At 37.0% G+C, this 24,335-nt stretch carries 17 protein-coding genes; 15 read left to right on the top strand and 2 right to left on the bottom strand.

Features of this window, described 5'->3' with window-relative positions:
- Positions 1–311 precede the first annotated feature (311 nt).
- Complete coding sequence (locus RB215_RS17505; protein WP_182720721.1) at positions 312–704, top strand: hypothetical protein; 393 nt, start codon at positions 312–314, stop codon at positions 702–704.
- Between the two features lie 199 nt (positions 705–903).
- On the top strand, positions 904–1,371 hold the full coding sequence (locus RB215_RS17500) for a hypothetical protein (protein WP_309217298.1): 468 nt from the start codon (positions 904–906) through the stop codon (positions 1,369–1,371).
- 291 nt (positions 1,372–1,662) lie between these two features.
- Here the strand turns inward: RB215_RS17500 and RB215_RS17495 are convergent, their stop codons facing one another.
- On the bottom strand, positions 1,663–2,541 hold the full coding sequence (locus tag RB215_RS17495) for a hypothetical protein (RefSeq protein ID WP_309217297.1): 879 nt from the start codon (positions 2,539–2,541) through the stop codon (positions 1,663–1,665).
- A gap of 811 nt (positions 2,542–3,352) precedes the next feature.
- Here RB215_RS17495 and RB215_RS17490 point away from each other — a divergent pair.
- The gene (locus tag RB215_RS17490; RefSeq protein ID WP_197141617.1) at positions 3,353–3,562 is read left to right on the top strand and encodes a hypothetical protein; all 210 of its coding nucleotides are present in this window, start codon (positions 3,353–3,355) and stop codon (positions 3,560–3,562) included.
- A 430-nt stretch (positions 3,563–3,992) separates the two neighbouring features.
- Here the strand turns inward: RB215_RS17490 and RB215_RS17485 are convergent, their stop codons facing one another.
- Positions 3,993–5,885 carry a winged helix-turn-helix domain-containing protein gene (locus RB215_RS17485; RefSeq protein WP_309217296.1) on the bottom strand — a complete coding sequence of 631 codons (1,893 nt, stop codon included), beginning with the start codon at positions 5,883–5,885 and terminating at the stop codon, positions 3,993–3,995.
- Between the two features lie 252 nt (positions 5,886–6,137).
- On the opposite strand from RB215_RS17485, the gene RB215_RS17480 reads away from it, so the two are divergent.
- The 12 genes from RB215_RS17480 (at position 6,138) to RB215_RS17425 (ending at position 24,330) form a co-directional block, all read left to right on the top strand.
- Positions 6,138–7,004, top strand: coding sequence for a hypothetical protein (locus RB215_RS17480; RefSeq protein WP_309217295.1), 867 nt, complete (start codon positions 6,138–6,140; stop codon positions 7,002–7,004).
- 126 nt (positions 7,005–7,130) lie between these two features.
- Positions 7,131–8,633 carry a hypothetical protein gene (locus tag RB215_RS17475; RefSeq protein WP_309217294.1) on the top strand — a complete coding sequence of 501 codons (1,503 nt, stop codon included), beginning with the start codon at positions 7,131–7,133 and terminating at the stop codon, positions 8,631–8,633.
- 373 nt (positions 8,634–9,006) lie between these two features.
- Entirely contained in the window at positions 9,007–9,843 is an 837-nt protein-coding gene (locus RB215_RS17470; protein WP_290292403.1) for a hypothetical protein, read from the top strand.
- Positions 9,836–10,264: a hypothetical protein gene (locus tag RB215_RS17465; protein WP_290292405.1), complete on the top strand. Its 429-nt coding sequence runs from the start codon at positions 9,836–9,838 to the stop codon at positions 10,262–10,264. Before RB215_RS17470 ends, RB215_RS17465 begins: the two co-directional genes overlap by 8 nt.
- Positions 10,254–10,925 (top strand): hypothetical protein, encoded by a 672-nt coding sequence (locus RB215_RS17460; protein ID WP_309217291.1) that lies wholly within the window; start codon positions 10,254–10,256, stop codon positions 10,923–10,925. The genes RB215_RS17465 and RB215_RS17460 overlap by 11 nt, the downstream gene beginning before the upstream one ends.
- A gap of 197 nt (positions 10,926–11,122) precedes the next feature.
- On the top strand, positions 11,123–12,082 hold the full coding sequence (locus RB215_RS17455; protein WP_309217290.1) for a viperin family antiviral radical SAM protein: 960 nt from the start codon (positions 11,123–11,125) through the stop codon (positions 12,080–12,082).
- A complete protein-coding gene (locus RB215_RS17450; protein WP_309217289.1) occupies positions 12,079–13,386 on the top strand; it encodes a DUF4145 domain-containing protein in 1,308 nt (435 codons plus the stop codon). The genes RB215_RS17455 and RB215_RS17450 overlap by 4 nt, the downstream gene beginning before the upstream one ends.
- A 231-nt stretch (positions 13,387–13,617) precedes the next feature.
- Positions 13,618–16,089, top strand: coding sequence for an EcoAI/FtnUII family type I restriction enzme subunit R (gene hsdR / locus RB215_RS17445; RefSeq protein WP_309217288.1), 2,472 nt, complete (start codon positions 13,618–13,620; stop codon positions 16,087–16,089).
- Between the two features lie 117 nt (positions 16,090–16,206).
- Entirely contained in the window at positions 16,207–17,679 is a 1,473-nt protein-coding gene (locus tag RB215_RS17440; RefSeq protein WP_309217287.1) for an N-6 DNA methylase, read from the top strand.
- Complete coding sequence (locus RB215_RS17435; RefSeq protein WP_309217286.1) at positions 17,679–19,496, top strand: restriction endonuclease subunit S; 1,818 nt, start codon at positions 17,679–17,681, stop codon at positions 19,494–19,496. Before RB215_RS17440 ends, RB215_RS17435 begins: the two co-directional genes overlap by 1 nt.
- A 2-nt stretch (positions 19,497–19,498) precedes the next feature.
- A complete protein-coding gene (locus tag RB215_RS17430; RefSeq protein WP_309217285.1) occupies positions 19,499–21,754 on the top strand; it encodes an AAA family ATPase in 2,256 nt (751 codons plus the stop codon).
- Between the two features lie 2 nt (positions 21,755–21,756).
- Positions 21,757–24,330 (top strand): nuclease domain-containing protein, encoded by a 2,574-nt coding sequence (locus tag RB215_RS17425; RefSeq protein ID WP_309217283.1) that lies wholly within the window; start codon positions 21,757–21,759, stop codon positions 24,328–24,330.
- Positions 24,331–24,335: the final 5 nt, after the last annotated feature.

The raw sequence follows: 24,335 nt of genomic DNA, 5'->3' as shown, positions 1-24,335 counted from the left end.
AAGCTGCATTTAAGGCCTTAAAGTGACTCATAGGTCACTTTAACTACCGTCGGTTATATCAAAAAAGTTAAGTTTTTTTACTTAATCTACTTTCTTAGCTTGTTTAACAAGCTTAATTAGAATTATCGTCAACACAGCAGCTGGTAATAGCCATATAAAATCACTCATTTTTAATTCTCAATATTTGAAACAATATCTTAACCTTAATGTTTTTGAGGTGTTTTGCAAATTTACGTCGTTTGTCTATTACCTTTCAATTTTTCTCCTCACTTATGCCTAGTTAGTTTTAGGACAAATAATTAGGAAAAATCATGAAAGATCAAAAGTCACCGTTTATACGCCAATATGTACGCGCTAGTAAATCTCCCTGGGAGGATGCTTCCACCATTTTGCTATTAGCTGATGTTGTTGATAAGCAAGAACTTGAACTAGGCTTCACCAATTACGTTTATTTACACCGAGATAGCGTGGGGTGTGTGCTGGGTATTAGTATTTCTCAACAGTTACTAGCTGCTAATCCTGAGTTCTCGGAGAGGTATTTGGAAGGTATTGAGATGTATGCTTTTTTACTCATACATATTGAAGACATAACAAACTTTTGCAGCTTGTTTAGTGCAGAATTTGAGCAGCTATTTATGCTAAAACCCAACGTATATTTTGCAGCTGCAGAAGACAGTTGGTTACGGTTAATAGAAAGCTCATAAATTCTGGCGAGCCTTTAGGCTCGCTTTTTAGTTTTAAAGATTCTGATCCAATTGTGTTTTAAATAAATAATTTAAACTCACAAAAAAAGTCACTATTTCTCCCTGAGAGTGCCTATTTATAAATAACCTCATAATAAGGGGAGTAAGTAATTATTAACGGATAATAATTATCAAAATTAATTTACGATAAGGAAATTCTATGACTTGCAGATATACCTCTACTCTAGACATTATCACCCTGTTAGAAGATGTCAAAACGGTTGTAAGGGATAACGATCATAAAATAAACAAACTCATGCTAAGTGCAGATAACCCTAACTTTAAAGGCTTTTGGGCTATTGTAGAGCCTCAATCTTTTAATAAAAAACATCTTAATTATCGTGGCGTAAAATTGTTGATGTATAAATTAATGATTTGTTTAATAAACGATGTACACCAACCCGTACCAGCATATCCTGATTACGATGACGAGTTTTATGAAGAGCCAGAGCAAGCATTTAGTGATGCGCCAGAAGAGCGCTTTGATTCAGTTTTTGATAGTAAGTTCGAGGATGAATTTGAAGACGACTGTAAAAATGATATTGAAAGTGAATTTGTTGACGAGTTTGAACAAGATCGTATTGATCGTAATATCCAAGATTCAATAAACAGTCTTCTAAATAAATAATAAAGGACAAATATAAGTTATTTTAATAATAAAATAACTGCCTAATCATTACCCCTAAAATATGCCATGAGTCATTATTTGCAGGCTCACTACTTAAGCTGAAAACTGGTTTAAGCAGCTCAATCTCATTAATAGAGATTACACCTCTAGGGGAAGGCGTGACGCAAATATAGCGCCTTGTTATTACTTCACAAAAGCGTGTTTTTAATAATAATGTTGGCAAGGCTTTAAATAGGCCAAAAGCAAAGGGGGAATGGATTACTATCCATTCCCCCTTTGCTTATCTATCGTTTATTGATAAAAAATTTCATTAATTTCTTCACATAATTTAGTGCGGAAAATAATAGACGAGTGAAGTAATTCAGCATCGCTTTCACTGAGAAGTGGTGCTCGTGTCTTCTTGTCAAAACGTTGCGGCATTTCCTCAAATAACTGTTCGTGGAGTCGCTTAATGTCATCAAAAATTTTGACTGATTGGGAGAATAAAAAAATCTTACTGTAATCGCCCTTTTTTAAAGACGACAAATATTTTAGTAAAATGGCCTGTCGTGCAGTTTTGTTTTTAAAAGAGTGTTCCACCTCAATAGCGACTATTGAGCCATCAGGAAGTAGCACAGCGCCATCCACGGTTCGTGTAGCGGATAGGCCGTTAATTCGTTGAAATTCAGGCTCGGTAATAAATCCCTTCCACAGTGGGGCGTACGTTTCATCACTATGATAATTATGTATACCGCGCAACATTACAAATGCGTTTATAAGGTTGTGTACTACATTATTTTGGTTGAACTGCAGAGCAGGGTTTTTATTACTCCTAAAATACACGTCGATGCCCATTAACTCCTCGGCAAATTTGGCAGCTGTATATGTAGGAACATAGACGCGACCATCTGGACTGCGGTGTGTTTTTACCACCCGCAAAAAACCATCTTTTTCTAGCCGGTTTAGATGCTCTAAAGCTAACCGATGATTGATGGCATATAGCCAACGCACAATGCCTGGTGTAACAATGGAAAACCGAATTGCAATTAAAATGGTTAATCGTGTTCGGTTAACCCCTTTTTGATGATTGTTTACGCCTGGATAATACCGCATATCAATATCAAAATAGCGAGGGTAGTGAGTATGAAGAGTGTTGTTCGTTTCCAAATTTATTGATGGTTGTTGTGTCATTTTCTAAAATCTTTCTGGCTAGTTAATTAGTAAAATTAACTAGCCCCATAGTACACAAATTACCGTTATTTGATGACTTAAACCCCGTTTTTCATTCCGAGATGCTCTTACAGCATGCACGGAATCATTGCCGCGATAATTATCGCAACAAAAACCGCCTTCAGCGGATGGCTTCTCAACTTCGTTGTTCAACCATAGGGTCTAAAACGCCCGCCAGCTCTGATGTTGCTCCGCAACGAGCTGACTCGACGCGCTATCGCGCTAGCGTTGTAGACCCAGCGCGAATGTACCGTGCTCCGCCCTGTACTACCCGCCATACTGCTGCTGCAGACAATGCGATGGGTGCCCCATTATCCGCATTTTTCTTCGCTTTTATTTTCTGACGAAAATAGATGGTTCGATATCAATTTGTGCCAAATTTTAATCGAATTTCGCTGATGCGAAACACTATCGCGGGTAGTACAGACCAGCTGTACATTCGCGCTGTCTCCATGTGTCTGCGGCTTCGCCTACAACACATTACGCGCTTGTTGGCCTCATTCTGAGGCGCTATTTTTGCAGTTTTTCGTGCCGAAAAATGCGTTTTATAAGAGCGTCTTTTAGACAAAAGCGCCTTCAAAATAAACTTATTAATGAACTTTTTAGATAAAGAGGAAAGGGTTTTTACTTAATAAAAAATTAGGTTAAGTAAGGGGAGGGGGAACTACTTATGCAAAATGTTTGTTGCTGAGCTGCGCAGTCAAACAGTTTGTTTTTTATCACGAAATCATTAAATTTGAAAGCATAAATTAATGATTAATAAGGTTTAAAAATGAAAAATAATGACGTTACTGATATTGCTATTAATCCAGCCAGCGGTCTTCCTATTACTAATGCGAGTTGCAATATCGTAGATGTAGGCGGCAATGTGATAGGCCAACACGATAGAGTAATGACTGTTTTCGAGGTTGAAGAATCGATAGCGGATTCAAATGATGGTGGCTGCTTTGATGCATTTGACTCGTTTGATGACGGCTTTTAATGCCCGAGATATTGAAAGCAGTAAGCCGGCATCGAATAGAAATCGTATATTCGACCATTGTATTTGGTGGCTCAGCAGTACCTTCTTTCCAGTACCAATCAACTCAAAATTTTGCTTGGTTTATTACGCTGATCTTATTCTGTACCAAGATGGCTATTGGCATAATTAACTATGAGCAATATCGCCAGAAAAATAACCGAAGTATGAAAATCATGCTCAAATATTTGTTATTTAAATTTGTATAAAACCCGTTTATTTGTCCTAAACGCAAAGCGCTCCTAGTTAATCAGGGCGCTTTTTTTACGTTTTATAGTATGAAAAATGAAATTTTGCATACTATAGATTCATCCAATTTCAATGCGCTTACTCACTCAATGAAATTAAATACTCTAGCGATAATAAGTTCAGGGTGATTATAGCTGATAAGCTTTTAATCTAATTTCAACCTCAAAATAGAAGTATTAACATCAGCTCCTCCTAAATAAAGAATATCATCCTCATAGGAGATAAGCCTTGTAAATCGGGCTCGCTCTCTCGTTCTTTCTATTACTTTACCGCTTTTAATATCCACAATGTGTGTTTGTTCTTTGACATTGTATCTGTGTGCAAGTTTTCCTTTGTGCTCAATTAATAGTCTTTTCTTTGTTTGCTTACTTATTATTTCACGATTTTCATTAACAATATTCCCAGTTAGCGTATCAACAAATAAACACCCTTGCTCACTTTGAAATGCTCTTTCACCCTGCTCTACTATTTTCATGAAGGTATGTTTTTTTTGTTCAAATAAATGAATACCGTCACCCTCTGCTATCATACATTTACCGTTAGACACGAGCTCGATAGTTTTTATATTACTAATCTGAATCAGCTTATTTTCAAATAACTTATAAACACCATCAGCACCAGCCAAGAATATTTCGTTTTTAAAAAAAGCTATATGCCTAAGGCTCAGGTTTGAATCGAAGTAAATAGTATTAAATACAAGTCCATCTTTGAGTTGTTCTATTGCGTAACCACTATTGGTTAATGCTAAAACTGTAAGCACATTATCAGTATAGGTGAAGTCTCTAACACCATTTTCTAAGCTATAAGTAAAATCCCCTGATGAACTATATATAACTTCCTTGGTAACGTTACCTAAAGAAAAATAGAGTTGTTCTTCAAGAACTAAAGGATCATCAATTTTGGTAGCTTGCGATGCCATCAATAGCGATAAATTTATATCTTGAGATAATATGTCATCTGATAAGGGCAACATAAATAGCTCATTATTATTACCTACAAAGAATAGGTTTTGTTGTGCAACTGCAACGGAATAAGGTTTAGCTCTAAATTTATAAAGTGTTCTCCTATTATTACCTTCAAAGTAAGTCAAAGACATTTTATCTAAATGATTCTCTCTTAATGAAAATACGCCATCATTGTGGCCTTTTATGTATGCATCAATAAAATTTTTCTTATTTTCTGACTCAAAGTTGATGCTAAAGACCTCTTCCAATCGCTTCGTTGTCAGGTCATATACAAAAGGTTTGATTGATGAACTCGGATCAACGTTAAAAGTAATGTAAAACCTATTTTCATCGATCCAATCAAAAGAGGGGAATGCATTTTGCCTGTTACAAGGAATTTCATCTATTTGGTCTTCGACTGGTATTCGGTAGATTTTAATTTTGCATTTCGAATCTTCAACCATGTGCATTATGGTGCGGCCGCTAGTGTGAATTTCTAAGCCGCGATAAGCACCAGAGTAATTTTCCGACATTAACACTGTGTTTTGGCGATTTAGAACTTTGTATAACTTTGATGTATTTTTGTCTCGCGCAGTAACAAATAACGTATTGTTATGAGTCGCATAGTCCAAAATATAATCTTTAGATTCAAAAACGGTCTGAGTTGAAACCTTTGGTAATGTTTTAACTTTACCCTTATAGCTATATGATAAAATTGCCACAATGCATATCAAAATAATAAATAGTAAAGTGAACAAGTACTTATAACTCGTTACTTTTTTGTGATTAACCGTTGAGGGTTCAATCGATTCAAATGTGAGTTTGTAGCCTCTGCCTCTTATGTTTTTAAATGATTCCCTATCGCCAAATTTTAACCGTAGATCACTTATCAGTTTACGAAGTGAGTTTTTAGTTACAATGCGTTCCCCCCAAATTTCTGATTCAAGAGTTTGTGTATCAACAAAACCATCATCGGACGAAAAAAACAGTTTAAGTGCAATTATTTCTTGGGAGGTCAGTTCAAATTTTTCGTTGTTTTTTGATGCTAAATGAATATCTGGTGAGATTAAAAAGTCATTGATTTTATAGTTCACAGGAAGAGCTTTATTATTTTTTCGGGGAGTTTAACCATTTGTTTTGATTATTTCAACAATCTCCATGATATTTATAACTATTTAATAATTATAATATTTCACACTAAATCACACTGTTTTATATTTATTCACTACCTCCTTTTTAAAAAATCATAGATATTCCTTTCGTGAAAAAACATGCTTCAAAACCATTGTATATAAGTTTACAAAATCGCATTTAATTAAACTTTAAATAAGAAGGAATTATTAATAATGAACTTAAAAAGACTTGCTGTAATCGCTGTTATTTTATCTTTTGTTTCGGGTTGTAAGTCAACTCCCGATATCAGGGATATCCCGTTGAGTCTAACGGCTAAAAATAAAACACTTGAATATAAAAAACTACCAGGCGTTGCAAGTAATGTTGTTACTTTAGGAGCTGTGAAAAATGCTTTAAGGGAGCATGTTTCAGCACATACTGGATATACGCAATGCGATATCGAATGCGGAAAGTGGCAAACGGCAGACATAAAATTAATATGGGGTAAAAAAGTTTCTCTAACTGATTCTGAAGTGAAGATTACCTACTTTCGCGGGGATAAATTTCGCACAGGTAGTACTTACCTTTCAAAAGTTCACACTGCATTTCCTTACCAAATTGAAGAAACAACTGAATCTTTTAAAGTTAACCTTTTACCTGCAGTGACTGCAACTGCAGAAGATGCTTCTGACGCATTATTTATTCCAATATCTTCCCCAATAAGCGACAAAACACTTCAAGAGTTACTCGATAATGTATTGAATAAACCCGGCAAAAATATTGATAGACATGTTTATTCTAGCGGTTCATTTAATGTTGAATTTGACCCTGCATCTGTTCAAACAAGTTTTGAGAGAAAATTAAAGCAAAAACCGAATGAGAATAAGTCAAATAAGCGAGTCTACAAGAATAGTTTTACATTTAATTCAGGTGATATGGTTGCGTATGTAGATTTAGATATTTTTTTGTACCGCGGTAAGTCAAAAGTTGAATATCGTTTAAGTCATCCTGTTTCTGTAAGCCCTGACGGGACATCACAATATGATGAAAATTTAATGGGAATTTTACTAGAACATCTTAAAAGTGTAGCCAACAGCTGAGTTGTTGTAAGTCGTTTAAAGAGAGCTCTAAGTGGAGCGCGCTTACAAAAAAATATGCTAAAAATCAAAGTTTAATCTTCAGGCACCTCAGTTGCTTACCTACCTTAAAAATATTGGAATATAAAAATGAAAAAATTAATTACCTTATCTCTTTGTAGCTTGCTTGCGGCATGTGGTTCTGGCTCTGAAACGCAGGTACCGGACTCGACTGGTGACACATCAACTGGCGTTGTTACCAATGTTGATTTTGTTATTGGTACTGTAGGGCCACTTAGCGATGCACGCGTTTGTGCAGACGTAAACCAAAACTTAGTGTGTGAAGAATCTGAGTTTTTAGGCCTAACATCAGCATCAGGTGCATTTACAGTGTCAGGTGACTACACAGATACAGCAATTATTGTTGATGCAATATCAGAGAAAACAGCGAACGTAAATGAGGGCAACATTGTGGGCCACTCATACACTATGTATGCAGAAGCTGGCTCAGCGAATGTAAGCCCTGTAACAACGATGGCTGTAGACTCTGGTTACTCTGTTGAGTCAATCGCAGATTTATGGTCGGTTGATGTGAGTGTGTTTGAAGGTGACTACACGGCGCTAGATGATAGCAATGCACAAGCTGTTTTGGTTGGCTTGGCATCTGACTATGCAATTAAATTATTACAAGAAGGTGTGTCTTTAACGGATGTACCGTATGACGTCTCTCTTGCTGCTGATACTGTTTATGCAGCGCTTGAGTCGGGTGTTGTTGCCAGTGAGATTTCTTTTGAGCTTGATGAAAGTGGTTTGCTTTATTTAAAGGTCCCGAGCGTAGAGGTTGACGTTGTAGAAGGTGATTTCATCCAAGGTACCACGCTCTCTTCGTTTGTGGGTGATTGGAGTGCATACCATTTTGACCGCCTTGATGGTGATCAGTATGGCCAAGTAACTATTAAAGCAGAGAGTTCTTGGGAGCAGTTTTGTATAAAAAATGCGTTTGTTGATTCAGGGCAACCTTTAAACGCTGATGTGGATGCTGATTGTTATGATTTTAGCGTTGATATTGATGGTTCGATGGTTCTAACAAGCCAAGATAGTCACACTTTAATTTACAACTTAATTTATGGCCATAAATCAGATGCGGGTACCGCGCTATTGTTTAAAGTAGAAAAGATAGTAAACGGAAGAAGATATGGTGGTGGCTTCATGTGGATGGATGACTATTCTGCAGCTGTGAATGAAGGTATGGGTCTTCGAGATCGTGATTGGTACCATTCTATTTATACGGGCTTAGCGGATGATAGTGCAGGTGAATTTGATGGTGTTGCTTATGAAGTTGATTTTGAAGAGCGTATGTCTGTTGAATATGACAGTGGTGAAGCAGTTGATACGCGTTTTTCGTATGTCCAAGATCTAGCGTTCTCGCCAGTATTTGAAATGAATCAGACTTCATTAGTTTACTCAGATGGTGTTGCTTATAATCGAACGGGGATGCTTCGTGTAGATGATTATATTGGACTTGCTTTGTTTAAGCGTGACCAAAAGTTAACACTAGGCCTATTATCTCCGAATGCAGAAATTATAGAGTCTGTTGATAATTGGAAAATGTATAACGGCACTGCTGCAGATTTGAAAACCTTAGTTAAATAAATTTTGTTTGTATGAGAGCAAAGGGGCTACCTTACAGTAGCCCTTTTGATTGAATGAAGTTTTAATAAATAAAAATAGCCTTTTTATAAGTTGGCTAGGCTAGTAAAAGCGGTAGAGTGGCACTAGCGCGCTTAAGTGAAATCATAATTTAGTAATTAAGAAACCATTCATATTTTTAAAATTAAGTTTTATAAAGTCTCAATCTTTGCGGTATCATCAGGTTATGCATGTTAAATCCACCTTATGAAGTGATTTTAATGGATTAAAGTGCCTAACTGTCACTCTGCTTTAAAGTATAAAAAATATAAGAGCTTTAGTTTTAACAGTAGAAAAACTTCATTTTAGTTATTTGTATAAGGATATTAATAGAAGTATGGAAAGTAATAATGAGCCTTCGAACACTAGTAAAAATACTGAAACAGTAGAAGCAGAAACTCAAGATAACCCTCTCTCCCAGAATCAATTAATACAGCAATGGCGAGTAAACCTTGCATCCCTAAAAAAAGACACAGGATTTGAAGTACCTAAAGAATTAGATAAAAGTGATGAAAAGGTTATCACCGCGCTAGATTCAATAGCGTATTTAGATAAAAAAAATACCTTATTAGACGAAAATGAAGATTTTCAATTATCAGACAATGGCTTTGCAACATATAAAGCCAAACATATGATTGCTTTTGAATATTTATCTCAGCTAAAAAAACCTGATTTAATTAGAAACTCAGCAAAGTTTTACTTTTTTTCAAGAGCTAACCAAATAGAGCAGTTATCAAAACCTAGCATTTGGGCTCATTCTTTATTTCACTTCTTAATCACGCTAATAGTTATTTTAGTGCTTGGGGTTATTAGCCTCTTAGTATTGGTTAAAACTCAGGATAATTTGTTTGTTAAGTTACTAGTAGGCTGGTTTTGGATTGTAAATATTAAAACAGCGAGCAATTTAATTGGGAAATATAAAAAATTAGCTATCACTCCTTTTCGATTTAGTGTCAGCTTATTAGGTATTCAGTCACTAAACGTACTAATAAAAGTAAGCCTACTAGGCATTATTCCTTTTCTTATTGTGAGTAGATACAACGCTTATTGGATTGATGACGTGATAATAATTAGCTTATTTATTTCGTGTCTAATTAACTTTAAGCCTGACGAAAAACCATCAAAGCAAGTAGTTGAAAAAGACTTAGCAGAAGCAGGCACAGCTAATGTTTAAAGGGTTTATATTAGTTGTATTCATTCTTTTCAGTGCCAGCAGTTTAGCAAACGTTGATATAGACCTTGCATGTAAAGAAAAAAAAGAGCAACAGCGCTCGCTATTAGAAAGGCTTTCAACCTCTGTGACTGAAGCACATTTAGCGGGTCAATGCACTGGGTATGATTTCTACTACAAGGTTAACCTTAAAGAGTCTTGCTCAGAGTTTTTAGAACAAAAGGAGTCGCTGCTCAGCTCTTTAAGTACATCTCTCAAAGAGGCAAATTTGGCAGGTATGTGTGTCGGTGCAATTTATAGAGTAGCAAAGCGGTGTAAAGTAGATACTTACAAAATTAATTACGCATACATTGCTAGAGGGGCTTTAACTGTTCATAAAGTAGAGCAACGCCTTGGTTGTTATGGTGAGCAGTATGGCTGGTAAAAATAAAAGTATTGCAGCGGTTGCCTGTCAAGCTTTAGGAATTGACCGCAACTTGCTACCAGAGCGGTTGAGAAGTCGTTTAAATTATTACGTTAAAGATAAAAACCTCAAAGCAAAACTACTTGATGAGGCAGATAAAAAATCAGAGTCAGTCGATTATGTGCCAAAGCCTATTAAAGCAGGTAATCATGTATTTATCCGTAATCTGGTTATTCTAGATACGTTGTTTGAAGATAAAAAATTAGTTGTAAAGTGGCTCAATGGCGAAAAAATCAATACTGCAAGTTTTGAGCAGTTTGCCAAGGAGTGGAGGGCTAAAAAATTACTCTTTCAAGCACTTGATAAGCGTATTGGTGATTTAAGGCTTTTTCTATCAGATGAAAATATAGATTGGTCACAAGATGAAATCCCATATCCATTTAATGAAGGTCAATATAGTTCATTGGAGATGATTGCTAATTCTATTGAATTTGATACGCAATCGAGCCCATATGATTTAGCTCTTAAGGCTGTGATCGAAGGCGAGTTTGGTGTTCTAGGTAAACTAATTACTAAAAACCCAGATGCGTTTATTAGCGAACATGGCCAATGGCTAGTAACTCTATACAACACTAAAAAAGCAGAATACGAAGAATATAGTTTATTGCTAAATAAATATTAAAATATTTACTGCCTTTCCTTTTTTGTGAATTTCACAGTTTGATACTTGCTCCTGAAGTCACCGCACACTGCGGTGATATTAGGAGATTTTAATGCACCATTTAATTCTTTTTTCATTACTCAATGAAACCAATGAACTTTCATTAGCTGATTCAGCTATTAAAACAACACTATTGAGCATTGTGTTAGGAGGTTCGTATGAATAACTCTATTGATGAATTAGTCATTAATTATCACGTTACAGAAGTATGTAATTACTCATGCAAATTTTGCTATGCAAAGTGGGATCGTCCCAGCGAAATCCAAGCTCATGGCCAAGACGCAGAGTTAATGCTGGAAAAATTAGCCGATTACTTTTTTGACGATAATACCAACCAAGTAAAAGCAGTTTTCCCTTACAAAAGTGTACGTATTAATTTTGCAGGTGGGGAGCCCTTAATACTTAAAAAACGTTTTGAAAAGTTAATCATAAAAACAAAGTTGCTAGGCTTTAATTTATCGCTAATTACCAATGGCCATTACTTAACAGACTCTTTTATAGATAACTATGGTGCCATGTTTTCAATGATTGGGATCAGTTTTGACAGCCAATATTTAACTGCACGTGAAAATATTGGTCGAATAGATCGTAAAGGTAAGTCTTTTGGAAGTCACGATTTAATTAAAGCAGTTACACAGCTTCGTAGCGTTAATCCATCCATCACAATAAAAGTAAACACCGTTGTTAATAGCCTTAATTACCAAGAATCATTCGAGCAGCTAATAGCAGACATAAAACCCGAAAAATGGAAGGTGTTTCAGGTGCTTCCTGTATTAAATAACAACTTATTAGTTTCTGATGAGCAGTTTTCGGGGTTTATAAAACGGCATGCTTCATTAAAAGAAGTCATGGTGGCAGAAGACAACGAAGCAATGACAAATTCTTATTTAATGATTAATCCTCAAGGGCGTTTTTATCAAAATAGCGCAACTCAAAATGGATACGTTTATGGTGATTTAATTTTAGATGTAGCAGTAGAGCAAGCCTTAGAGGTCTGTGAGATAAATTGGGAGACGTTTACTAGCCGATATAAAAAGGGCAATAAGATTAGCCTCATTAGTAGTAGCGAGTATCAGATTAAAAATAACGCTGCGTTAAAACAGGGAGTATTAGCATGAGCACTATAAATAATGATGAACAATTCGCAGCATTGTTTAAAGAGTCCATTGCTTCAGATTACAAAAATGCACTATTACTAATGAACGTAAGCCCTGATGTTAGTCTGTTTAAGTTTCGTAAAGTACTTGAGACCTTATGCTTACTATATGCGCAACACCATAGTTATGAATTTACTAATAAAAATTTATGGGAGCAAATAAATGAACTAGCAGATATCTGCGTAATTCATGGATCTGATAGAGAGCTATTTCATGGTGTTAGAGAGTTAACAAATGATGGAGTACACAATAAGGAGTTAAGTAATGAGGTATTACTAAGTAAGGCGTTAGCCTCAAGAACAAAAGTCTTAGACTTACTGGAAAGTGCTTATCTGAGCTTAGGGCTTGGTGAGCGCATACCTAAATACGAGCTAATAAATGTTGGAGGCCAAGAGCACAAAGACTTGTGGTTTAACTGCTTAAGCTCTTGTGATTATAAAGAGTATTTAAGTTTAGGTGTTTTCTACGAAGAAATGGGTGATGCTTTTGAAAGCCAAGCGTTAGATGATAAGTCTTTTAGTGTGCGCGTACAGGTTATGTATTCTTTTGCAGCTGAGTCTTATAAAAGTGCTTTCCAACTTTGCTCAAAAAAAACGATAACCGATGTTATTAGCACGGATGATAAACAAATTAGTATTGCTCAGCAAAGCCATCAAATTCTATTCAAATATGCTCTTTTATGTCTCAATAATAAAGTAGATAACCTGAATATTACTGAGGTAACAATATTACTAAACGCATTAGCGAAAAGAGGTTTTTACGCTGCTTACGCTTATTTGGGGTGGTGCCATTATTTAAGTGAAGACTATAAAAAGGCACATAAATACCTTACCCACAAAAGGGCTGAGCATACTGTTTTTCTATATCAGAGGTTAGGTGTTTTATATTCTTCAGGTAAAGCTAGCCTAATTAATGGTGATAAAGCAGTTGAGAGTTTTAAAAAAGCAGTAAGGCTAGGCTGTAATAAATCAATGTTTGAATTAGGTAAAATCTATTACAAAGGTGAGTTAGTTAAAAAAGATGACGAACTAGCTCAAAATTATTTATGCCAAGCAATTGCTACTGGAAACTTAGATGCAGCTTTGTACCTTGATGAAAAGTACTTAAAAATAAGAGAACTATTTTCTGGTTTACTAGACGAAATTAAAGGTCACAAAGTAAAAGTAGAACCGCAAAAGCCTTTTACTAAAGCCACTAAATTAGGACGAAATGAATTTTGTTTGTGCGGCTCTAATTTAAAGTATAAAAATTGCTGCGGAAAATAAATGCAAATACTCATAGTGTTAAGTGGTTATATTTAAACAATGAATGATTGCAGTACGCCTTAAAAGGTTTATCTTAAATTAAAACGAGAGACACTGTCTCTCGTTTTTTAGTTTTATCTTTTATTTTTGCTTATTAACCGTATTTTATATAGCATCACTAAATAGCATGAAACGCGTTGAATCAACGAGTTGTGCGCACTCATAGCGTAGTATTTAGGGATGGTTTAAGTTATGGATAAAAGAAAGCTCAGCGAAACCGATATAATCAGTAAGTTTATTCTACCCGCAGTTAAAACCGCAGGATGGGACGACATAACTCAAATACGCCAAGAGGTTAAACTACGTGACGGTAAAGTAATCGTTCGTGGGCAGCTTGGTGTACGTAAAACGGTTAAATCGGCTGACATAGTGCTTTACCATAAACCCAGTATGCCGCTTGCTGTCATTGAGGCTAAAGCCAATAAACACGAAGTAGGTAAGGGCATGCAACAAGCCCTCGATTACGCCAACTTACTTGATGTGCCTTTTGTATTTGCTTCTAATGGTGATGGCTTTATATTCCACGATAAAACCACCTTAATTTCAAATGAAAGTGGCACGCCTGATGCGCATAACCTCGAATCCGAAATACGCTTAGAAGACTTTCCATCACCGCAAGAGCTTTGGGCTAAATATTGTGCCTACAAAGGCTATACCGAATCGCAACTCCCTATAATAAACCAAGCCTATTACGACGATGGTAGTGGCAAACACCCACGTTACTATCAGCTTCAAGCAATTAATAAAACGGTAGAGGCTATATCGTCAGGTAAAGACCGCGTACTCCTTGTTATGGCAACAGGAACCGGTAAAACTTATACCGCGTTTCAAATCATTTGGCGCTTATGGAAGTCACGCGCTAAGAAGCGCATTTTATTCCTAGCCGACCGTACAGCTTTGATAGATCAAACTCAAAGTGGTGATTTTGCGCCTTTCGATACAGCTATGACCAAAATTACAGGCAGAACAATTGATCCCGCTTACGAAATACATCTAGCACTTTATCAAGGTTTGACAGGGCCAGAAGAACATCAAAAAGCATTTAAAAATGTAGACCCTGACTTTTTTGACCTTATTGTTATTGACGAGTGCCATCGGGGTAGCGCAAGCGAAGAAAGTGCCTGGCGTGAAATACTTACTTATTTTAAAAGTGCTGCTCAAATTGGCTTAACCGCTACACCCAAAGAAACCGAAGAAGTATCAAACTCAGACTACTTTGGCGACCCTGCCTATACCTACTCTCTTAAAGAAGGCATAGAAGACGGCTTTTTATCCCCATACAAAGTGGTGCGTGTCGATCTCGATGTAGACCTACAAGGCTGGCGGCCCACAAAAGGGCAGGTTGATAACCAAGGCGAAGTAATAGAAGATCGCATATATAACCAAAAAGACTTTGACCGCACTATGGTCATTGACGAGCGCACACAGCTGGTGGCCGAAACCATCACCAACTATCTAAAGCGCACCGATCCTATGGCTAAAACCATCGTGTTTTGTAACGACATAGATCACGCTGAACGAATGCGCCGCGCCATTGCTAATTTAAACCCAGCCCAAATGGCTAAAAACGATAAATATGTGATGAAGATCACTGGCGATGATGAATTAGGTAAAGCTCAACTTTATAATTTTTGTAGTCCTAAACGCCCATACCCAGTCATTGCTACCACCTCAGAGCTTATGACCACAGGGGTAGACGCTAAAACCTGTAAGTTAGTAGTGCTTGATCAAAACATACAATCAATGACCAAGTTTAAACAAATTATTGGTCGTGGTACCCGTATTGACGACCGCTACGGTAAGCTTTGGTTTACGATACTCGACTTTAAAAAAGCCACCGAATTATTTGCCGATGAACGCTTTGATGGCACACCAGAAAAAATAATAAAAGTAACGCCCACTGATATTGAAGACGAAGACGTTGATCTTGAATCACAAGATGATACAACCAGCGTAGAAACACCAGACAACGTATTTGGCGACCAAACCGCTGACGATACAATCGATGCCAACAACGACACCATTAACGACCCCAAAGGCGATGGCACGCTTGATGGCGAATGGGACGACGAAACTAACAAAATGGTTAAGTACCGCGTATCGGGTGTTACCGTTAATAAAGTCGCAGAGCGAGTACAGTATTACGATACCGACGGCAAACTTGTTACCGAATCATTTATAGACTACACCCGTAAAACCATGAGCAAGCAATACAGCTCACTCGACGACTTTGTAAAACGTTGGAATGAGTCAGATCGCAAACAAGCCGTAATAGACGAGCTCGCCGAAGAAGGCATTATTTGGTCAGCCCTAGAGGAAGAAGTAGGCAAAGACATGGACCCATTTGATATGATCTGCCATGTAGTTTACGACCAACCTCCACTAACCCGTAAAGAGCGCGCAGATAACGTACAAAAGCGTAACTATTTCACTAAATATTCGGGTACCGCACACACTGTACTCGAGAACCTTCTGTTAAAATACGCAGATGTAGGCGTGCAAGAAATTGAATCTATGCAAGCACTTAAAGTGGCGCCATTTAACGAAATTGGCAGCCTAGGTGAAATCATTAAAAAAGGCTTTGGCGGCAAACCACAATACGAGCAAGCGCTCAAAGAGCTCGAAGCCGAAATTTACCAAATGCCAGCGCCTAAAACAGCTTAAATTTATCATTGCTGTCGCTTTGTATGAGCTACAGCAATGTATTAACAAATCATAATAAACAGCTTTCATATTTGTTTTTAGCCGCTGTTTATAAAAATAATCAAACAAGAGAATACTATGTCTATCAGTTCAGCTATTAAATCCATTCAAGATATTATGCGTAAAGATGCCGGTGTCGATGGCGACGCACAACGCCTTGGCCAAATGTCGTGGTTGCTATTTTTAAAAGTGTTCGACGCGCAAGAAGAAGAGCTAGAGCTTGAATTAGACGACTATCGCGAGCCAATCCCTGAGCAATTTTTATGGCGCAATTGGGCGGCTGATAACGAAGGCATAACCGGCGATGAGCTGTTAGAGTTTGTAAACGACAAGCTATTCCCAGAGCTTAAAAACCTAACCGCACCCATAGATAAAAACCCACGCGGCTATGTAGTAACCCAAGCCTTTAGTGATGCCTTTAACTACATGAAAAACGGCACGCTACTACGCCAGGTTATTAATAAACTAAACGAAATAGATTTTACCGATTCAAAAGAGCGCCACTTATTTGGCGACCTGTACGAGCAAATACTAAAAGACCTACAAAGCGCAGGCAACGCGGGCGAATTTTATACCCCGCGCGCCATCACTAAATTTATAGTGGCTGTAACCGACCCAAAACTAGGCGAGTCAATTATGGACCCTGCTTGTGGTACTGGTGGCTTTTTAGCGTGTGCGTTCGACCATGTAAAAGTAAACTATGTTAAATCGGGCGACGACCACCAAATACTTCAAAAGCAAATACACGGCGTAGAGAAAAAACAACTCCCGCACTTACTGTGTACTACCAACATGATGCTTCACGGCATAGAGGTACCAGTACAAGTTAAACACGGCAATACGTTAAATAAACCGCTTTCAAGCTGGGATAATCAAGTAGATGTCATCATCACCAACCCTCCGTTTGGCGGCACTGAAGAAGACGGCATTGAAAAAAACTTCCCAAGCGACATGCAAACCCGCGAAACAGCCGACTTATTCTTACAGCTCATTATAGAAGTGCTCAACACTAAAGGTCGTGCTGCGGTAGTATTGCCCGATGGCACCTTGTTCGGTGAAGGCGTTAAAACCAAAATTAAAAAGCTATTGGTAGAGGAATGTAACTTACATACCATAATACGCTTACCCAATGGGGTGTTTAACCCGTACACCAGTATTAAAACCAATATACTGTTTTTTACCAAAGGCACACCAACGAAAGACGTGTGGTTTTACGAGCACCCCTACCCAGCTGGCGTTAAAAACTACAACAAAACCAAACCAATGAAGTTTGAAGAGTTCAAAACCGAGCTTGAATGGTGGGGTAATGAGGCTGACGGCTTTGCCAGCCGAACAGAGACCGAGCAAGCGTGGAAAGTATCAATCGACGATATTATTGCCCGTAATTACAACCTCGACATTAAAAACCCGCATGTAGGCGAGGTAATAAGCCACGATCCACAAGAGCTATTAGCCGACTACTCAAAACAGCAAGCCGACATACAAGCACTGCGCGATCAGCTAAAAGGCATATTGGCAGCGGCACTTGCTAAAGATGTTGAGGGCAAGTAATGGCTGAGTCAAAAACACCACACAAAAATGCCGAGAGCTTAATCACCGAGCACCTTGATATTTGGACCACCGCCATCGAGCAAAAGTCATCATCAGGGCGCGGTTCATCGAAAAAGTTTTCACTTCACGGCATTAAAAAACTCCGTGAGCTTATTTTAGAGCTCGCAGTACGTGGCAAGTTAGTGCCGCAAGATCCAAATGACGAACCGGCCTCAGTATTACTAGAGCGAATAGCCGCTGAAAAAGCGCAATTGGTTAAAGACAAAAAAATTAAAAAGCCAAAAGTACTGCCGGAAATTAGTGAAGACGAAAAGCCGTTTGAATTGCCTAAAGGATGGGAGTGGACAAGGTTAGGCGAAGTTGGCTCTATAGTGGGTGGCGGTACCCCAAAATCAGGAGAGGCAAGCTATTGGTGTGAAGAAGGGATTAAATGGCTTACACCAGCAGACTTGTATGGTCGAAAAGAAAAATTTATTTCAAGTGGAAAAAGAGATATTACAGAAGAGGGTTTAGCTAAATCTTCAGCACAGTTATTACCCGTGAATAGTATATTATTCTCAAGCCGAGCACCTATTGGCTATGTTGTAATAGCTTCGAGTCCTTTAGCCACTAATCAAGGGTTTAAATCAATAGTCCCATTTTTAAACGGTTTTTCGGAATATATCTATTACTACTTAAAGCGCTCAGCGAGGTACATTGATGACGCGGCAAGTGGTACTACTTTTAAAGAAGTATCTGGATTAATAGTCTCTAAATTATTAATTTCTCTGCCCCCAGTTCTAGAACAACAACGCATCGTTGCTAAAGTCGATGAGTTAATGGACTTGTGTGATGCGCTTGAGGCACAAACTGAAAATAGTATAACGGCACATCAAACATTAGTTGAAGTGCTGTTAGAGGCCTTGCTTAAAGCACCAGAAGAAGGAGCAACACCCGAACAAGCCACAGCGCAGTTCCAACAAAACTGGCAACGTTTAAGCGAACACTTCGACACGCTATTCACCACCACTGCCAGCATCGACACGCTAAAGCAAACCATCTTACAACTAGCAGTAATGGGCAAACTCGTCCCACAAAACTCAAACGACGAACCCGCCGCCAAACTCCTAGAGCGCATAGCAGTAGAAAAAGCCCAACTGATTAAAGACAAAAAAATCAAAAAGCAAAAACCACTGCCAGAAATCACCGACGAAGAAAAACTGTTTGAATTACCAAATGGTTGGGAGTGGGTAAGATTAGAGAGTATTGCTAAGAACGAAAAAAACTCTTTAAAGGCCGGGCCATTTGGCTCAGCTTTGAAAAAATCAATGTATGTAGAATCTGGTTATAAAATCTATGGGCAAGAGCAGGTAATTTCAGGAGATGAAAATATCGGTGATTACTTTATAGACAAAGATAAGTATCACTCACTTTTATCTTGTAGAGTATCAGCAGGTGATATGCTAATAAGTTTGGTTGGAACAATAGGCAAAGTTTTAGTTTTAAGTAAAAACTTCCAAGCCGGTATTATTAACCCTCGATTAGTTAAAATAAGCCTTAATGAAAATATAATTAGGGAATACATAAAAATTATATTAGGAAGCAAGTTAATACAGGATGAGCTTTTAGAGAGAAGTCATGGTTCTACAATGAATGTTTTAAATTTAGGGCTTCTGAAAGAGCTAGCTTTTCCTTTACCACCGCCGCGTGAGCAAAGGCTTATAGTAGCTAAAGTCGATGAACTAATCGCACTCTGCGACCAACTCAAAGCCCGTTTAACCGACGCACAAACCACTAAACTTCATCTAACCGATGCCATAGTCGAACAGGCGTTGTAGATATGGCAGATGAGACATATGAAGCTGATTACGATGTACTAAGTAATGAAAGCTTGCTAGGCGAGCCCGTTAAATACTCACTAGATGTTGTAAAAGATTTATCTGATGAAGAGCTTTACCAGAGGTTATTTAAATGTTGGGGAATTAAAAATAAAAAAATTGAAGTATGGGGCGAGCTAACTAAACAAGATGGTGTGGTTCCTTATCGATTAAAACATGTACGCAACGTTATTGATAATAAATTAATAGAGTACCCAATAGATGTTAGCTACGGGCTACAAAGTGGCATTTTTGTTTATCCTTCTATAGGTAATAAATACTATATAACAGACCAAAGGACGTTTGTTCGTGGGAAGTTGATTCTTACTAAATTAAGTGAGCGAATTAAGCATGGCAACCCATTTGAATTAAATCTTTCCTCAGATGATATAGAACCCCTAGAGCAATTGCCTATTGCTATAAATGAAATAGATAGGCTGAGCGATATAGATAAATCAATAGTGCTAGGTGAGGGCACAGAACGTTTTATTGATAAAGTTATTTATGAACAGCAACTGAGTAAACTTAAAACAGAGTTTGAAGAAACTCAGAAGTCGGAAATAGAAACGCACCTGTCTCGACTTAACTCAATGACAAGAGCCGTTTCGATAGAGAAAGTTGAGCTACACGCCATAAAGGATTCTGTTGAGAGCAGTAAAAAAGAAAACCAACAATTAGGCTCAGAAAGTAAATTACTTCGGCAAAGTATTGAAAAAAAAGAGCATGAGCTAGCAATACTTGATGATAAATACAAAGGACTTGAGGAAGTAATGGCTAAAAAAATAGAAAAGCTAAAAGCATTTATAGAAGAAAAGGCTGTTTTTTTAAAGAGTTTTGAGTTTATTGATGATGATGAATTTAATAGTTTCGTTTCTAATATTACTAAAGTAAGTGAGCGACCTGAGCATATTGAGTTTAGTGATCACTTAAACGGTGATTACAAGCAAGCGGTATCTTATATTCAAGCTTATCTCAAAGAGCGCGATATACTTTACCCCCGTCATATTATTGAAAATTACCTTACCCTTATTAGAAGTAACGATTTAATTATTTTAGCGGGGGATTCTGGCTCAGGGAAAACTAATTTGGTTAATTCGTTTGCTGATGCTGTTGGCGGTAAATCTATTATTATTCCGGTAAAGCCGAATTGGACTAGCTCTGAGGATTTGTTAGGTTATTACAATCCTTTAGAAAAAAAGTATTTAGCAACTCCGTTTCTTGAAGCATTAATTGAGGCACAGCAAAACCCAGAAGTTCCTTATTTTATTTGTTTGGATGAAATGAACTTGGCGAGGGTTGAATACTATTTTGCTGATTTTTTATCAAAACTTGAAGAAAGAAATAAAAAGCCAGAGATTCAACTTTATTCAGATGATGAAGCATCGCATGTATTAGCAGAACTTAAAGGCGTTGTATCTATTATTACTGGGGCTAAAGAAAAATATAATAAAAATGGTATTACCGATTTTATAGCGCTTATGCAAGATGAAGATGTTAACAATGAAATGAAACGCGCATTCGGCTTTAGTGATAAAAATTCTCTTATAAAATACCACGGTGACATTAGGCGTATGCTTGCAGGTGTAATTAGTACACCTTCATCTATAACGATTTCTCCAAACGTTCGCATTATTGGTGCAATTAATATTGATGAAACTACGCATTATTTATCTCCTAAAATTTTAGATCGCGCTCACATAATGAAGTTTAGAAGCCCGCTACTGAGTGATTGGGATAAGATTATTAGTGAAATTGACGCGTATGGCTTTGAAGATGTGGCGCTGCCCGTGGTATTTGAAATAGATGATCTAGGTGTAAGGACGCCATATCCTAATTACTCTATTAATGACGATTTTTGTATACAGTTTAAAGAACTAAATAGCCGTTTTTTTCATCCTTTAGGTGTTGAATTTGGTATGCGAACGATTAGGCAGGGGCTTAATTACCTGGCGCTTTTTAAAGATGTAAATGAAGATAAAGAGCAGGCTATTAATAATTTTATTATTCATAAAGTGCTGCCCAAATTTACTTTCGATGGTAATAAAAAGTCGGGACAATCTGATAAGTTAGATTTACTTGATAAGGTTTTAAAACCGCTGTTAGAAGAAATATTAGAAAGCCATGAAAATATGGATGAAGAGTTTTCGAGTATTGTGGCGTTACAATCAATTATTAATAACGCTAAAGATAATGACGGTGTTGTGAATTACTGGGCATAAAAATGAAAGCTGAATTTGAAGCTAAATATATTGATATTACCTGGTATGACAAGAACACAGTATTAAGTATTACTGAATCGCTGTTGCCTTTAGATTGTGAGTATGAAGTAGATAAGTACATTTGTAGCACGGTTATATATCCAAAAACTGAGGGTGTCGAATGCGGGCAGCTTGCGTTTAGATTTCTAAAAAAGAGTACAATAAAGCCTTATTTTGTAAATGGAGCTGGCGAGAAAATCGTCCTTAAATGCGTACTTGATACAGAAACCCTCAAAGAATGGTGGATAGAAGCTGATAGCTGGTCTAGTAAAAGCAAGCGCTGGCAAGGGAAGGCACATAGAACCGCTGGGAGCATAAAAGTTTATTTAGCCCATGAAGTTTGCCAAGTAAATATTGGATCATATGATTTTACTTTAGAGCAGCTAGATACTTACTTGGCTGACTTTAAAAGTGACTTATGGGAGTTGATTTTAGACGAGCAAAGTTATGTAAAGGGTAAGGGGAAAACAGTTAATGATGGCGTCGTTACACAAGATACAATTACACTGGTTAATAACTTACTTTCCCATAGTCAAAATATTTTAAAAAATCCCAAGGCTGAGCTAAGAGAAGTTCAAACGTTAAAGCCAAGAAAGGCTGTAAAACCAGTTAATCGTACTTTTATGGAACTAGCTACAAAAGGTGGTAGCAAGCTTCTTACAAGCCGGAGCACAGAGCCAAGTTATAATGTTCCTGAAAATCGCTATATTCTTTATGTGCTTGAGCGAATATATAAAATTATAAAGCAATTAGTGGCAATTTCTCAAAATAAAACGAAGCGCTATGAATCAAATATAGTAAAACTAGGATCACGTTTAGAAGCATTTGTTGAAGATAAACTGATAGATAAAGATTTAGTAAAAAAAGACTTAGAAAAGTTAAGAGATTCTTTTAATACAAAGTTTTTATCGGCTAATTTACAAGAGAAGCTCGAATTGTTTAATCAACGTGGTTTAGGAGAACAAAATTCTTCTATATGTTTTTTAAAAATTGGCTCAAAGACAAAGGGCGGTGATTCTCGTTTTTTAGCGATTAAAAAAGAATATAGCGATAATTGGTTTGAGACTGAAGTTGCAACTCAAAATGTGTTTTTAAAGCAAGGTGAACCACTTTTTTTAAATCTGCTAGAGCAGGGCTTTGAATACAAAATTATGGGAAACCTGAAATATAAAAGTGGTTTTTCAAATGGTAAGCAGTGGCATACTTATGAGTTAATAAGTATGCGTAAAATAAAAATAGTGGGTGGTGATAAGTTAACGCAAAGACATGAAAGTTTTAAGGCTGAAAGAAGTAAAGCTGTCCATTTTAATCATAATAACTGGGTAAAAAAACTTACTAAGAATGAGCGAGCCGAGCAAGAGCGTGAAAAGCGATCAATTCAAAAACGATTAGATTTTTACGCCATCCAAGAAAAGCATGTAGGCGTTGTATTCAATAGCCTAGAACCTAAATTACGCAAGTTTAAAGCGGCAATTAAAAAGCTAAAGAGTATGGGAGTTAAAGCATCCTCCGTTTTCCCTAACTCAATGACGTTCGTACAAAACCCTGATTATCAATTTATTCATTCTGGTTATAAAAAAATACGCGAGTTAACTAGTTTAACTGATGATGATTTATTACTCTCTCTCGAGAGGGTTGAAGAGATAGGTTTGATTAATATGCCTCTTCTTTATGAACGTTGGTGCTTACTTCAATTGATAAAAGTGTTAGTTCAAAACTATGGTTATACACCAACGGATGACTGGAAAAAAGAGCTTATAAATATTATTGAAACTAAGCAAAATTATCAAAGTTTGGTATTTAAAAACGATAACTTAAAAAGAACAATTAAACTTAGTTACGAACCAATGCTAGAAAATGGTAAAACGCCAGACTTTGTGATGGATGTATTTTTTACTAGAAAAAATGGTGAGGCTTATAAAAAGCGTTTTGTAATGGATGCAAAATTTTACTCTAGTTCTGTGCTTCAAAAAGCCGGAGGCGTTTCTGGTGTTGTAAAGCAGCTATACAAAGATAAAGATTATAGTGAAGAAGGTAGAAATACTGTTTTTATTATTCATCCTGTTAAATCAGCAATTACTGAAAAAGTATCTCCGCAGTCATGGGGGAATAATAGTTATTACGGCGAGTTAGCTTTGTTTGATTGGGATAAAAACAGAAAGGAGTATTTTCATCAATACGGTGCTATTTGTGCTAACCCTATTGAAAGGCTGAATGACTTAGATGAATTTCAGCGTATGATAGGGATGTTCCTACAGTACGGTATTGAGAATAATACGTTAAATGGCAAGGTCGATGATGTCGAGTCACTAAACTTTTGTATAGCATGTGGCTCACACGATCTAACGCTAAAAATAAACAACAGAGCAAAATCAGCGTGGTATGAATGTAACCAATGTAAGCACTTTACAACATATAACCACTGTAATAGCTGCGATACTAGATTAATTAAAAATGGGGACTATTGGACCTACCATTCACAAATGCCAATGGAGCCGCTAAATATAAAATGTCCATCATGTGAGAGTTTGTTGTAGTTAGA

The organism is Pseudoalteromonas sp. HL-AS2 (assembly GCF_031198805.1).
GTDB classification, from domain to species: domain Bacteria; phylum Pseudomonadota; class Gammaproteobacteria; order Enterobacterales; family Alteromonadaceae; genus Pseudoalteromonas; species Pseudoalteromonas nigrifaciens.
Note: the sequence above shows the minus strand (reverse complement) of the source record. Positions and strands in the feature narration are given on the sequence as shown.

Excerpts from the sequence above, each read along its gene's own strand:
- RB215_RS17490 (WP_197141617.1), top strand. The coding sequence starts at position 3,353 with ATGAAAAATAATGACGTTACTGATATTGCTATTAATCCAGCCAGCGGT.
- RB215_RS17475 (WP_309217294.1), top strand. The coding sequence starts at position 7,131 with ATGAAAAAATTAATTACCTTATCTCTTTGTAGCTTGCTTGCGGCATGT.
- RB215_RS17500 (WP_309217298.1), top strand. The coding sequence starts at position 904 with ATGACTTGCAGATATACCTCTACTCTAGACATTATCACCCTGTTAGAA.
- RB215_RS17470 (WP_290292403.1), top strand. The coding sequence starts at position 9,007 with ATGGAAAGTAATAATGAGCCTTCGAACACTAGTAAAAATACTGAAACA.
- RB215_RS17440 (WP_309217287.1), top strand. The coding sequence starts at position 16,207 with ATGTCTATCAGTTCAGCTATTAAATCCATTCAAGATATTATGCGTAAA.
- RB215_RS17435 (WP_309217286.1), top strand. The coding sequence starts at position 17,679 with ATGGCTGAGTCAAAAACACCACACAAAAATGCCGAGAGCTTAATCACC.
- RB215_RS17430 (WP_309217285.1), top strand. The coding sequence starts at position 19,499 with ATGGCAGATGAGACATATGAAGCTGATTACGATGTACTAAGTAATGAA.
- RB215_RS17455 (WP_309217290.1), top strand. The coding sequence starts at position 11,123 with ATGAATAACTCTATTGATGAATTAGTCATTAATTATCACGTTACAGAA.
- RB215_RS17480 (WP_309217295.1), top strand. The coding sequence starts at position 6,138 with ATGAACTTAAAAAGACTTGCTGTAATCGCTGTTATTTTATCTTTTGTT.
- RB215_RS17450 (WP_309217289.1), top strand. The coding sequence starts at position 12,079 with ATGAGCACTATAAATAATGATGAACAATTCGCAGCATTGTTTAAAGAG.
- hsdR (WP_309217288.1), top strand. The coding sequence starts at position 13,618 with ATGGATAAAAGAAAGCTCAGCGAAACCGATATAATCAGTAAGTTTATT.
- RB215_RS17465 (WP_290292405.1), top strand. The coding sequence starts at position 9,836 with ATGTTTAAAGGGTTTATATTAGTTGTATTCATTCTTTTCAGTGCCAGC.
- RB215_RS17495 (WP_309217297.1), bottom strand. The coding sequence starts at position 2,541 with ATGACACAACAACCATCAATAAATTTGGAAACGAACAACACTCTTCAT.
- RB215_RS17425 (WP_309217283.1), top strand. The coding sequence starts at position 21,757 with ATGAAAGCTGAATTTGAAGCTAAATATATTGATATTACCTGGTATGAC.
- RB215_RS17505 (WP_182720721.1), top strand. The coding sequence starts at position 312 with ATGAAAGATCAAAAGTCACCGTTTATACGCCAATATGTACGCGCTAGT.
- RB215_RS17460 (WP_309217291.1), top strand. The coding sequence starts at position 10,254 with ATGGCTGGTAAAAATAAAAGTATTGCAGCGGTTGCCTGTCAAGCTTTA.